The 12,751-nt window shown below is 68.2% G+C and carries 10 protein-coding genes; 9 read left to right on the forward strand and 1 reads right to left on the reverse strand.

Annotated features, from left to right (window positions below; translation table 11 throughout):
- The first annotated feature begins 74 nt into the window (after positions 1-74).
- Positions 75-2,036, forward strand: a complete 1,962-nt coding sequence (locus tag BAY61_RS13280) for a bifunctional copper resistance protein CopD/cytochrome c oxidase assembly protein (RefSeq protein WP_245866066.1) — start codon at positions 75-77, stop codon at positions 2,034-2,036.
- A gap of 17 nt (positions 2,037-2,053) precedes the next feature.
- Here BAY61_RS13280 and BAY61_RS13285 read toward each other — a convergent pair whose 3' ends face one another.
- Positions 2,054-2,782, reverse strand: coding sequence for a zf-HC2 domain-containing protein (locus tag BAY61_RS13285; protein ID WP_091797682.1), 729 nt, complete (start codon positions 2,780-2,782; stop codon positions 2,054-2,056).
- 62 nt (positions 2,783-2,844) lie between these two features.
- Here BAY61_RS13285 and BAY61_RS13290 point away from each other — a divergent pair, with 62 nt between their 5' ends.
- The 8 genes from BAY61_RS13290 (at position 2,845) to BAY61_RS13325 (ending at position 12,722) form a co-directional block, all read left to right on the forward strand.
- Positions 2,845-3,417, forward strand: coding sequence for a sigma-70 family RNA polymerase sigma factor (locus BAY61_RS13290; RefSeq protein WP_091797685.1), 573 nt, complete (start codon positions 2,845-2,847; stop codon positions 3,415-3,417).
- A gap of 183 nt (positions 3,418-3,600) precedes the next feature.
- The gene (locus BAY61_RS13295) at positions 3,601-5,880 is read left to right on the forward strand and encodes a heavy metal translocating P-type ATPase (RefSeq protein ID WP_091797687.1); all 2,280 of its coding nucleotides are present in this window, start codon (positions 3,601-3,603) and stop codon (positions 5,878-5,880) included.
- 355 nt (positions 5,881-6,235) lie between these two features.
- Entirely contained in the window at positions 6,236-6,691 is a 456-nt protein-coding gene (locus BAY61_RS13300; protein WP_091797690.1) for an acyl-CoA thioesterase, read from the forward strand.
- Positions 6,692-6,738: 47 nt separating this feature from the next.
- The gene (locus BAY61_RS13305; protein ID WP_091797693.1) at positions 6,739-8,007 is read left to right on the forward strand and encodes an acetyl-CoA C-acetyltransferase; all 1,269 of its coding nucleotides are present in this window, start codon (positions 6,739-6,741) and stop codon (positions 8,005-8,007) included.
- Positions 8,004-8,492, forward strand: coding sequence for a MaoC family dehydratase (locus BAY61_RS13310; protein WP_091797696.1), 489 nt, complete (start codon positions 8,004-8,006; stop codon positions 8,490-8,492). Before BAY61_RS13305 ends, BAY61_RS13310 begins: the two co-directional genes overlap by 4 nt.
- Positions 8,493-8,540: 48 nt before the next feature.
- A complete protein-coding gene (locus BAY61_RS13315; RefSeq protein ID WP_091797699.1) occupies positions 8,541-9,386 on the forward strand; it encodes an SDR family oxidoreductase in 846 nt (281 codons plus the stop codon).
- A 146-nt stretch (positions 9,387-9,532) separates the two neighbouring features.
- Complete coding sequence (locus BAY61_RS13320; RefSeq protein ID WP_170140008.1) at positions 9,533-11,104, forward strand: AMP-binding protein; 1,572 nt, start codon at positions 9,533-9,535, stop codon at positions 11,102-11,104.
- A 31-nt stretch (positions 11,105-11,135) separates the two neighbouring features.
- On the forward strand, positions 11,136-12,722 hold the full coding sequence (locus BAY61_RS13325) for an acyl-CoA carboxylase subunit beta (RefSeq protein WP_170140007.1): 1,587 nt from the start codon (positions 11,136-11,138) through the stop codon (positions 12,720-12,722).
- Positions 12,723-12,751: the final 29 nt, after the last annotated feature.

Below are 12,751 nucleotides of genomic sequence, written 5' to 3' on the forward strand. Positions count from 1 at the left end.
TGAGTTCCCGTGCCGCGTCGGTTCACCCCGTGGTGCACGGGAACCGGAACCGCCCGCCGTGCGACCTCTCCACCGTGAATGCCAGACAACGGAACATCCGGCGACCCGCAGGACTCTCGGCCGGTGTGCTGTCGGGCGGGGTCGCCGGGCTGCTCGTCGTACTCGGCGTCGTCGCGCTGGGCGGCGACGTGTACGCGCCCCTTGGTGACTCCGACCCCGGCGCGCTGACCTCGTACGGTTTCGCCGTGGTCCGGTTCGTCGCTACGGGTGCGGGTGTCGTGTGTGGTGGCGCCGTGGCCTTCGCCGCGTTCGTCGTGCCTTCTCCCGGCACCGACGGTCTTTCGGCGGATGCCTACGCCTCGGTGCGCCTCGCCGGTGTGGCTGGTCTGTTGTGGACTCTCGGCGCGCTGCTGGCTGTTCCGTTCTCGGCGGCGGACATCTCGGGGCAGCCGGTGGGCAAGGTGCTTGCCGGAGGACTCCTCGACAGCGTCGACGCGGTCGAGGAAGCCAAGGCGTGGCTGATCGTGGCGGCCATCGCCGCGGTGGTGACCGGGTTGTGCTGGTGCGCGTTGCGCTGGCGGACGGTCGTTGCCGCGTTCGCGCTGACGATGGTGGGCTTGCTCGCTCCGGTGGTCGCCGGTCACGCGGCGGTGGGGGCGTGGCACGACGTGATGACCAACGCGCTCGTCTGGCACGTGCCCTCGGCGAGTGTCTGGGTCGGCGCGCTCGTCGCGTTGCTTGCTCAGTACCGCCGAGGGGGTTCCGTCGACGGTGCCGTGCTGCGCCGCTACGACCGGCTCGTCCTGGTCTGCGCCGCGGTGGTCGGCCTGTCCGGTGCCGTGGCGGGACTCACCGGTGCCCGGCCGGAGAACCTGGGCTCGACCGCCTACGGGGTGCTGCTCGTCGCTCACGCCGGGGTGTTCGCGGTGCTGGTCGTCGTGCTGCTGTTCGTGCGGAGGCGCAGGGGAAGTTCAGGGGTGTCGCGGTTGCGGCTGCTCCTGGCCGAGGCGGTGTTGCTCGGAGTGTCGCTCGGCGCGTCACTGGGGCTGACGCACCTGGTCCTGCCCTCGTTTCTGACCGATCCGCCGACCGTGCACGAGACGATTCTCGGCTACGACCTCGACGCCGCGCCCGCCCTGCTCGATCTCGTCGCGGGGTGGCGGTTCGATCTGGTTCTCGGCACCGTCGCCGTGCTCGCGACCGCCGCCTACCTCGCTGGTGTCCGCTCGCTCCGTCGGCGCGGCGACCATTGGCCCGTTGGCCGCGCCGTCGCGTGGTGCGCTGGCTGGGTGGCCGTGCTCGTCGTGACGTCCTCGGGGCTGGGAAAGTACGCGCCGGGCGCGTTCAGCCTGCACATGGTGGCGCACATGACATTGAACATGCTGGCACCGGTGCTGCTCGTGCTCGGAGGGCCGGTCACGCTGGCCTTGCGGGTGCTGCCCGCTTCCGGTCGCCTCGGACCGGCCGGGCCGCGAGAGTGGCTGGTGGCACTCATGCATTCCCGGTTCGCCAGGCTGCTCGCGCATCCCGCCGTCGCCGCGCCGATGTTCGTCGGTTCGTTCTACGTCCTGTACTTCTCGGGGTTGTTCGGCCAGGCGATGCAGTATCACTGGGGCCACCAGTTGATGAACGTCCACTTCCTCATCTCGGGCTACCTCTTCTACTGGCTCGTGATCGGCGTGGACCGGCCACCGCGTCCGTTGCCGCACCTGGTGCGTCTCGGCATGTTGTTCGCGGTGATGCCGTTTCACGCGTTCTTCGGCGTCATCGTCATGAACACGCAGACCGTGATCGGCGAGACGTTCTACCGCTATCTTTCGGTGCCATGGCTCGATGATCTGCTTGCCGACCAGCGGCTCGGCGGCGGGATCGCGTGGGCGACGGGGGAGATCCCCATGGTGATCGTCGTGGTTGCCCTGCTGGTGCAGTGGTCGCGAGCCGATGAAAGGGAGGCAAGGCGCAAGGATCGCGCCGGTGACGACGAGTTCGAGGCATACAACGCCATGCTCGCCGACCTGGCGGCGCGGCGCCGCTGATCCCGCTCGCGGCGTCGTCAGGCGGCGTCGCGCTTGGCCACCGGCCCGCGAGCGGAACGACTGCCCCTCGCCGATCGCAAGGTCCTGGCGAGGTTGTCTCGCGGGGAAGCCGGTTCCGGATTCGGCCACGCGGGCTCGGCGTCGGCCACGGGGGAGGGGTCGTTCGTCTTGTGCTGGCGGTGCACGAAGAACAACAGGACGACTCCGGCGAGCATGATGCCGTGGGAGACGACTCGTGCCCCGGTGACGAGCCCGCCGAACAGGTCCGATGCGGACACCACCGCGAGCACGACGGCGAAGCCGGTCAGCGCGGGCAGCAGACCGCCGGCCGACGTCGGCCGCAGCGCCGCCCACAGCAGGCCGATCCCGATGGCGAGATTCCACGCGGCGCTTTCGTTGCCGAGGTGCGTCGCGGCCACCGCGTGCTCGGCGTGCGTGGCGTCGACGCCGAGCAGCTGCGCGAAGCCGAGGCTCGCCTGTAGCAGAGCCACGACTGTCAGTGCCAGCCGCAGGCCCCAGCGGTCGCGGCGGGGGAGCGGGGCCGCCGCGACGATGCGGTCGGTCAGGTCGGGCACCGAAGGCGCGCTCGCGAGCCGCATGCCCCGGTGCAGCCTGCCCGCCTGCTCCCACCAGAGCCGGCAGGAGACACAGCAACCGAGGTGCCGGTCCACGCTCCCTTGGTCCAGGTGTTCTTCTTCGTTGTCCAGGCGCGCCGACAAGGCCTCCCGGTAGTCCGAACAGTCCACACGTCAATAGTCGCGTGGAGGGGCGGTGAAGTTCCACGGCCCCTCGGCTAGGGTCGCTCACCGTGAGCCACAGTGGACCCCGCGACGACGACCACATCACCGAACTGGCCTTCGCCGCCGGGCGGGGTGACCAGGTCGCGTTCGAGGCGTGGGTCAGGGCGACCCAGGCCGACGTCTGGCGTTTCCTCGTGCATCTCAACGGGCGGCAGACGGCCGACGACCTGACCCAGGAGACGTACCTGCGCGCGGTGAGCGCGCTACCGCGGTTCGCGGGCCGGTCCTCGGCAAGAACGTGGCTGCTTTCCATCGCGCGCCGCGTCGTCATCGACAACATCCGGCGGGAGTCGGCGCGTCCCCGGCTTGCCGACCAGGACTGGGAGACCGTCGCCGACGCGCCCGCCATGCGGCGCAGGGACGTCGCCGGCGACTTCGAGGCGGTCGTGGACACCCGGCTGCTGCTGGACCAGCTCGACCCGGAGCGAAGGGAAGCGCTGATCCTGACGCAGGTACTCGGGTTCGGCTACGCGGAGGCGGCGGAGATCTGCGGCTGCCCGGTCGGCACCATCCGCTCGCGGGTGGCGCGGGCGCGCGACGAGTTGCTGCTGGTCCTGCGCGAGCAGGGCAACGCGAGCTGACAGGAGCTGTTCCCGCCACACACCGGACGTACCACCGCCCAGGTAGTCGGGCGGGCGCGCCGCCGAGTTCCCGGGACCCCTCGGATCTTTTCGGCAAGAAGCGATCGAGTAGCGTTCGTGCTCGTTCTCGCCACACAGCCGGACGGCCACCACCTTCGGTGCAGGTGGACGAGGACGTGATCGATGACCGCGACAACCGCTGAGGGGACCGTTTCCCCCGGCGAACACGACAACGGAAAGCCGACGCGAACCGTCGAGCTCACGGTGACGGGAATGACCTGCGCCGCGTGTTCGGCGCGGGTTCAGCGTGGCCTGAACAAACTTCCCGGGGTGACCGCGTCGGTCAACTACGCGACGGAGCGGGCGATCGCCGAGGTCGCGGCGGATACGGACACCGGGCTGCTGCTGGACCGGGTCTCCCAGCTCGGTTATTCGGCGTCGGTGCGCGGAACCGAGCACAACGACACCGGCGGCGAGCGGGTCCGCGACCTGCGCCGCAGGCTGGTGGTCGCCGCGTTGCTGGCCCTGCCGCTCGGGAATCTGTCGATCAGTCTCGCGCTCGTGCCTTCGCTGCGGTTCTCCGGCTGGCAGGCGTTGTGTGTTCTGCTCGCCGTTCCGGTGGTGTTCTGGTCGGCGCTGCCGTTTCACCGTGCCGCGTGGCGGGGACTGCGACACGGCTCGGCCAGTATGGACACCTTGGTCTCGCTCGGCGTGCTCGCGTCGTTCTGCTGGTCGGTCGTCGCGATGGCCGCGGCGGGAGAGGAACCCGGTTACTGGCTCGGGTTCGGGCCGACGCCGCCAGGAGCCGACGCGATCTACCTCGACGTCGCGGCGGGAGTGACGACTTTCCTGCTTGCTGGCCGGTATTTCGAAAGTCGTTCCCGGCGCGCCGCCACCGCGCTGCTGCGAGCGCTGGACGAACTGGCCGCGAAGGAAGCGCGGGTGCTTCGCGACGGCGAGGAAGTCCTCGTCCCGGTCGCCGCCCTTGCCGTCGGCGATCTTCTGGTCGTCAAGCCGGGAGAGGCCCTGCCCGCCGACGGGGTGGTCGAGGACGGCCGGTCGAGTGTGGACGTGAGCGCGCTGACCGGTGAACCGGTACCGGCCGACGTCACGGCAGGCGACAGGGTCATTGGGGCGAGTGTCAACCAGACCGGACGGCTTCTGGTACGTGCCACGGAAGTGGGCGCGCACACGCAACTCGCGCAGATGACGGCACTGGCCGAAAGGGCGCAGTTGCGCAAAGCAGCCGTGCAGCGCCTCGTCGATCGCATTTGCGCGGTCTTCGTGCCCGTCGTGATTCTCGTGTCACTCGCGACGCTGGGAGCCTGGCTGCTGGCGGGGCAGGACACGCGCCTCGCCTTCCAGGCGGCCGTCGCGGTGCTCATTATCGCCTGCCCGTGCGCGCTGGGTCTGGCCACGCCGACGGCGCTCATGGTGGGGGTGGCGCGGAGTGCCCAGCTCGGCATCCTGATCAAGGGACCGGAGGCGCTGGAAGCCAGCCGGGCCGTGGACACGGTGGTGCTGGACAAGACGGGAACGCTGACGACGGGCACGATGACGGTGGTCGATCTGCACGTCGCCGGTGCTCGGAACACCGGTGAGCTGCTGAGGTTCGCCGGTTCGGTCGAGGCGGGGTCCGAGCATCCGATCGGTGCGGCCATCCTCGCGCGTGCACGCGCCGAACTCGGCGACGTGCCCCCACCTCGTGATTTCGCCGCGGTGCCAGGGTTCGGCGCCGAGGCCATTGTGGACGGTGTCCGTGTCGTTGTCGGCAACGAGCGGTTGTTCGGCGAACGGGGCATCCCGGTTTCTCCCGAGTTGACCGACCACCTCCGGAACGCGGAGCGGGAGGGGGCGACGGCCGTGCTGGTCGCCGCCGACGCCGAGACCATCGGCGTGCTCGTGGTGCGGGACCAGACCAAACCGTCGGCGCCCGCTGCCGTCGCGACCCTGCGGCGCATGGGACTTCGCACCGTGCTGCTGACCGGTGACATCGAGGCCGCCGCGCGGACGGTGGCCGCCGAGATCGGCATCGACGAAGTGCGCGCCGGAGTCTTGCCCGCCGACAAGGCACGCGCGATCGACCGGTTGCGGGAAGGCGGTACCAGGGTGGCGATGGTCGGCGACGGCATCAACGACGGTCCGGCGCTGGCGAGCGCGGATCTGGGCATGGCCATCGCGAGGGGCAGCGACATCGCGGTGCGCTCGGCCGACATGATCCTCGTTCGGGAGGACCTGCGCGTGATCCCGGATGCCATCCGGCTCGCGAACCGCACTCTCACGACCATCCGGGGCAATCTCGCGTGGGCCTTCGGCTACAACATCGCCGCCATCCCGCTGGCCGCGGCGGGAGTCCTCAACCCGCTCATCGCGGGAGCGGCCATGTCACTGTCGTCGGTGCTGGTCGTGTCGAACAGCCTCCGGCTCCGCTCCTACGACCCCGCCGAGCGCTCTGCTTCGTGAGAGTACCTGCGCGGCAGGGGGATCGGGGACCGTGGCGCCGCGCTGGCTGACATCCTATGTGTTCACCGAGTTGCCTTCGGTCAACCGCGCCGAAGGCAACTCGTGAGGACAACCACGCCATGCGGCGACCTTCCCGTGGTGACCGGAAAACCGGCCCGGTGACGCCCGCGCGCCTCGGTGAGGAACCCGCGTAGGCCAACCGCCGTTTCGGCGTAACCCGGCACTTTCCCCGGTCGCCAGGGCTGGTCAGAGCCGGGGTCTCTATGTATTCTAAATCAACCGATCGAAATAACTCCACGAACGAGGGCCTGTTCGACATCGGACGACCCGGGTATGGCATGGGAGACCACACTGCATGAGATCCGCCGCTTCCACCGGCGAGCCGGCAGCCAGCTCGAACTCCAGCTCGCCGGCCAGGAGTTCCACGTGCCGCATTCCCTTGCGGTGGCGCGACCTCGACTACCAGGGCCACGTCTACCACGCGGAGTATCTCGCGCTGGCCGACGAGGGACGGACCCGTTGGCTGGGGGAGACCCTTGGCGTGCGGGAGCCCCAGAACTACGTGATCGCGCACATCTCGATCGACTACCTGGCGGAGCTGAACCGCTCCGCTGAGTACGTCGAGTTCGGTGTGGAAGTGGAACACGTCGGCAACAAGAGCGTACGTACTCGCGAGACGCTGAGTATCGACTCCGGCGCGGATACCACCATCGTCGCCCGCATGACGTGTGTCTTCCTTCTCTGGGAACCGGAAACCCGGGAGACCCGTCCGCTGACCGGCACCGAACGCTCCACATTGACCTCGCCGTGACGATGACCCGCACGGAATTCCACGTTCTCCGCTGAAGGAAGGTGCTGATGGTGAACGCCCCTTCGCCACGAAGCGTTCTCGGCGCAAGAGCCGGTCGAGCACCGGTAATCGTCGCGTCGGCGCGGACCCCTATCGGCCGCGCGGTCAAAGGGGCGCTCAAAGACGAACGTCCCGACGACATGGTCGCGCAGGTCATCGCGGCCGCGCTGGGCAAGGTCGGCGGCGTCGTCGACGAAGGACTCCTCGACGAAGTCCTCGTCGGCTGCGGTTCCCCCTCGGGGGTCCAGGGATTCAACATCGCCAGGATCGCGACCAATCTCCTTGGCCTCGACCATGTTCCGGGAGCCACGGTGAACCGGTACTGCGCCTCCTCCGTGCAGACCACTCGCCAGGCCGCCCACGCCATCGTCGCCGGTGAAGCCCGGTTCGTGGTGTCGGCAGGAGTCGAGTCGTGCACGTCCTACTCGAATTCGGACGCCGACGCCGTGCCCGGCACGATGAATCCTCTTTTCGACACCGCTCGCGCGCGGACGGCGGAGGCGGAGTCCGGCATCGAGCCACAATGGACTGATCCGCGTGCGCGGGGGCGGTTGCCCGACGTCTACATCTCGATGGGACAGACCGCGGAGAACGTCGCCGCCCTGTGTGACGTCTCGCGCCGGGATCAGGACGAGTACGCCCAGCTTTCTCAGCGCCGTGCCTCGGCCGCGCTGGACAGCGGTTTCTGGGCACGGGAGATCACGCCGTACACGCGTGCCGACGGCAGCCTTGTCGAGGCCGACGACAGCCCGCGCCCTGGCACCACACTGGACAAGCTCGCGGCACTCAAGCCGGTATTTCGCGAGCACGGCACGGTGACCGCGGGCAACGCCTGCCCGCTCAACGACGGGGCGAGCGCGCTCGTCATCGGTGGCGAGGACGACGCACTCGCCCTCGGGATCCGGCCACGAGCCCGCATTCTCGCGACCTCGGCCACCGGGCTGAACCCCGAGATCATGGGCCTCGGCCCCGTCGAATCGGTACGCGCGGTACTGGAACGCACGGGAATGCGGCTCGGTGACATCGATCTTGTCGAGCTCAACGAGGCGTTCGCCGCGCAAGTTCTCGCCTGCCAGCGGAAACTGGGTATCGATATGGACAAACTCAACGTCAACGGCGGCGCGATCGCTGTCGGGCACCCCTTCGGATCGACCGGTGCCCGCATCACGAACACGATTCTCACCGCGCTGGAGGATCGTGACCTGAGCACCGGCCTCGTCACCATGTGTGTCGGTGGCGGACAGGGAATGGCCATGATCGTGGAGCGGATGTCATGAACACCGAGAATGCCGCCCCCAGCCTTGGTTTCGGCGATCTGCGCGAAGGCAGCGGATACGTGTCCGCCGGTCGCACCGTGACCGAGACCGACATCCAGAACTTCGCCGGTCTCAGCGGTGATTTCAACCCACTCCACACGGACGAGGAATGGGTCAGGGCGAATACGCCCTACCGGGGCCGGATCGCGCACGGGCTGCTCGTGCTGGCGATGAGCTCCGGCATGCGCACGCCCGGATACGACGACATGGACGTTCGGGCGTATCTCTCGGAAACCAGGGACATGAAGGCGCCCACCTACCCCGGCGACACGATCACCGTGGTCAACACCGTATCCGCGCTGCGCCCCAGCAAATCGGCGCAGGGGCACGGCATCGTCACGTTCACCGTCGAGGTCACCAACCAGCGCGGCGAGGTGGTCCAAAGCGGAACCGACGTGTTGCTGATCGGGCCGGGATCGAGCCGGCAACCCTCACCACCGTCCTGAGTTCTCCTCGAACGTTCTTTCGCCCCACGACACGAAAGCCCGCTGCTCATGATTGACAACGAAGTCACACCGGCCCCAGGCCGGCATCCCGGCTTTCCCGCCGGCTCCGAACTGCACACCGGAAGGACTTACCTCGTGACCGGGGCCGCGCGCGGCATCGGGCGGGCGAGCGCCGAAGTCCTCCTCGCGCACGGCGCGACAGTGGCGATCGCGGACGTCGACGAGGAAGCCGTCACGACGACGGCGCGCGAGATCCGGGCACTGCCCGTCGTGCTCGACGTGACCTCCCGAGCGAGCTGGGAGCAGGCAAGGGACGTGCTGACCGGCGAGTTCGGTTCACGATTGGCCGGGCTGGTGAACAACGCGGGTATCACCCGTGACAAGACCATGTCCAAAATGGATGACACGATGTGGGATGGTGTTCTCGACACCCATCTGCGCGGCACCTGGCTCGGCTGCCAGGTGATGCGGCCACTCCTCGCGGCGCCTTCGATACGGGACGAGACAGGGCGGCCCACCGTCGTGACGGACGCCTACGGTCGCCCCGCCGGTGGGGCGATCGTGAACACCAGTTCGTCGGGGAGGCACGGTTCCTACGGGCAAACGAACTACTCGGCGGCCAAGGCCGGAATCGTCGGCCTCACCAAGACCATCGCACTGGAGTTCGCGCGATTCGGCGTCAGGGCCAATTGCGTGTCGCCGGGCCCGGTGGAGACCGGCATGACCGCCGATGTGCCCGACGACGTCAAGGCCAAATGGCTCGACGGCTTGATGCTGGGCCGGATGGGCCTGCCGCACGAAATCGGCACCGCGACGGCCTTCCTTCTCTCACCGGCGGCTTCCTACATCACCGCGCAAGTACTCGACGTCAACGGAGGTGAATGGCACCCATGAGCGAAGCAGCATCCCGGTCGCTCGGCGGTACCGTAGGGCGCCCACGTCCCTCGGTGGTGTCCAGCCCTGCCCTGTCGCCCTTGTTCAACTGTCCACACCGGAACTCAGAGACCGGCGTCCCCGAGTTTCCGCTTACCTGCCACCACGTGTCCACTCCGGTGAAGGACCTGCTCGACCAGGTTGCCCTCCGCCCGCACGCGCCGTTGCTTCACTGGGAAGAACCCGGCGGCACCGGCGGCACTGCCGTCAGCTGGACCTACCGCGACTTCGCCGACAGGGCACGCGCGTGTGCGAAAGTGCTACGCGGCAAGGGGGTCGGCGCGGGAGACCGGGTCGCGCTCGTGTGCCGGAACTCCGCGCGACGACAGGCGTGGCAGTACGGAGTCTGGTGGCTCGGCGCGGTGGAGGTGTCGGTCAACTTCGAGCTGACCGGCGACCTCATGACCGCGGTCATCGAGGATGCCGACCCGGTGCTCATCGTGCTCGACGCCGAGCTGCGCGACACCGTTCCCGATGTCGGCCACCGGCTCGACACCTCGGCGGACTTTCCGCGCCCCGGCCAGGACGGCGACGAGGACTTCGACCGAGCGGCGCGCGACATCCCGCCGGACACGTTGTGTTCGCTCATCTACACCTCGGGCACGACGGGACCGTCCAAAGGCGTCATGCTCCCCGCAGGCTATCCCGCCGCGCATGGGCACACCATTGCTCACGTCGCGGGTCTCACCCCCGCGGACACCTGCTACTTCGTGCTGCCCTTCTTCCATGTGGACTTCCACGTGGTGTTCTCGGCCGTGATCCTCTCCGGCGGATCGGTCGCGATCCGCCGCAAGTTCACGGCACACGGCTTCTGGCCCGAGGTGGCCCGCTTCGGTGTCACCTGGACCTGGACGGTGGGCTTCCTGTTCTCCGCCATCCGCGCGCAGGGAGCCGATGCCGCCGAGGCCACCCCGCTGCGCCGCATCATCGGTGCGCCCATCCCGGAGGGAACCTACGAGTACTTCGAGGACCGGCTCGGGATCGACGTCCTCACGCTCTACGGCCAGACCGAGGCCGACGGCCCGCTCTACGACACGCCCGATCGCAGACGGCGGGGCGGAGCTGGCTGGCCCAGCGTCGGCTTCGAGGTCCAGATCCACGACGAGCACGGCCACGAATTGTCAAGGGGCACGCCGGGCGAACTCGTGTACCGCCCGAAGTTTCCGCACATGATGATGCTCGGCTACTGGAACCGGCCGGATGCCACGGCGACCACCTGGCGAGACCTGTGGGTGCGGTCGGGAGACCGCGCCAGCATGGACGAGGACGGATTCGTGTTCTTCCACGGCCGGATGTCCGACTCCATCCGCCGCAGGGGCGAGAACGTCAGCGCCTACGAGCTGGAGGGGATCCTTCGCAGGGCGCCCGGTGTCGAGGAATGCGCGGCCGTCGGTGTGGCCGACGACTTCTCCGGTGAGCAGGAGATCAAGGTGTTCGTCGTTCCGGCGGCCTCTCCGGAACCGGGCGACGCCGCGTTCGACATCGCCGCTTTCGAGGTCTACTGCCGCGACCACGTCGCCCCGTACGCCATGCCGAAGTTCCTTCAGCTCACCGAGGCGGCCAACATCGTGCGCTCGCCGGGAACCCAGGTGGTGCAGAAACATCGCCTGTTGCATGCGGTCGCCGAAGCCGAAGAAGCCACCGGAGTGCTCTCCACCGTCCACACCCTCGACCTTTAGCAGCACGGCCCGTGCACAGGAAGGACCAGCGATGACGAACGACAAACCGGCGATTCCGCCCGAATGGCAGGAAAAGCTGGCCCAGTTCGAGTGGCGGCGGGCGCGTGCCCGTGAGCTCGGTGGTGCTCGCCGGATCCGGCGAGCACACGACCGTGGCCAGCTCACCATCCGCGAGCGTCTTGCCAAAGCCACCACGTCGTTCAAGGAGATCGGTGAATTCGCCACCTACGACGACGTCGACGCGCTGGGTAAACTCCGTGGCCAGCTGCCGTCGAGCTATGTCATGGGCCTTGGCACGTTCGCGGGCAGGCACGTGGCGATCGGCGGCGAGGACTTCACCGTGCGCGCGGGCGCGCCGCAGACCTATTTGGACCGGATGAAGGGCGGTCTCGGCGGTTTCGTCGAAGACCTCGCGCACGAATACCGGATTCCGCTCGTGATGTTCATGGAAGGTATCGGCGGTGACATCGCCGCCTCCGGCGAGAAGGGACACTCCTATCTGGTCTCGTCACTGAGCTGGGGCCGCTCCTACGAACTGCTGGGCGAAGTGCCGGTACTGGCCATGGTCAGTGGTTCGTCCGCGGGAGGGACGGCCGGCCGCACCGTGCTCTCGCACTTTTCCGTCATGACTAAGGATTCCGTGTTCTTCGCGGGCGGCCCACCGCTGGTCGAACGTGCGCTCGGCAAGTCCGTCGACAAGTTCGAGCTCGGTGGCGCCGCGGTCGCCACGCGTTCCGGGGCGATCGACAACCTCGCCACGGACGAGGACGACGCGATCGAGCAAATGGCCCGGTTCCTGTCCTACCTACCGCAGAACGTCTGGCAGATGCCGCCCCGCACGCCATCGGTCGATCCGGTCGACCGGCCCATCGACGAAATTCTCCGCAAGCTACCCACGAGCAACCGCAGGCCCTACAAGGCCACGGACATCGTCGCGCCCATCGTCGACGTGGATACGTTCTTCGAAATCGGTAGATACTGGGGCAAGGCCGTGACGACCGGACTGGCCCGGATCGACGGGATTCCGGTCGGCATCGTCGCGTCCAACCCCATGCATCTCGGCGGTGCGATGGACGCGCAGGCCGCGGAAAAACAGATCCGGTTCGTCGACATGTGCTCGACCTTCCACCTGCCCATTGTCTATTTCGCGGATGTACCGGGTTTCATGGTGGGCCCCGACGCCGAACGTGGCAACGTAGTCCGCTGGGGAATGCGGGCCATCCAGAGTCTCGTCGAGGCCGAGGTTCCCGTCGTCACCATCCAGGTGCGCAAGTCCTACGGCATGGCGGTATCGGCGACGTCCGATCCGGACGGGCTGTCGCTGCGCATCGCATGGCCGACGGCCGAATGGGGCGACTTGCCGGTGGAAGGCGGCGTCGAAGCGGGCTTCGCCCGCGAAATCGAAGAGTCGGAGGACCCCGAAGCCTATCGCGCGGCCATCAACGAGAACTTCAAGAACATCGCCGATCCGTGGCGCACCGTCGAAGCCTTCGGTGTCGAAGCGATGATCGACCCCCGGGACACGCGCGTCATGGTCGCCGACTTTCTCAACGCTTCCTTGCACCGCGTCCAGACCGATCTCGGACCGCAACGACGACAGTGGCGAGTCCGTCCCTGAAATTCCGTCCGATCACCAAGGAGTGCGCT

Source organism: Prauserella marina, from assembly GCF_002240355.1.
Lineage (GTDB): Bacteria > Actinomycetota > Actinomycetes > Mycobacteriales > Pseudonocardiaceae > Prauserella_A > Prauserella_A marina.

Bases quoted from the DNA above. Each gene is read 5' to 3' on its own strand.
- BAY61_RS13300 (WP_091797690.1), top strand. From the start codon at position 6,236: ATGAGATCCGCCGCTTCCACCGGCGAGCCGGCAGCCAGCTCGAACTCC.
- BAY61_RS13310 (WP_091797696.1), top strand. From the start codon at position 8,004: ATGAACACCGAGAATGCCGCCCCCAGCCTTGGTTTCGGCGATCTGCGC.
- BAY61_RS13325 (WP_170140007.1), top strand. From the start codon at position 11,136: ATGACGAACGACAAACCGGCGATTCCGCCCGAATGGCAGGAAAAGCTG.
- BAY61_RS13295 (WP_091797687.1), top strand. From the start codon at position 3,601: ATGACCGCGACAACCGCTGAGGGGACCGTTTCCCCCGGCGAACACGAC.
- BAY61_RS13315 (WP_091797699.1), top strand. From the start codon at position 8,541: ATGATTGACAACGAAGTCACACCGGCCCCAGGCCGGCATCCCGGCTTT.
- BAY61_RS13305 (WP_091797693.1), top strand. From the start codon at position 6,739: ATGGTGAACGCCCCTTCGCCACGAAGCGTTCTCGGCGCAAGAGCCGGT.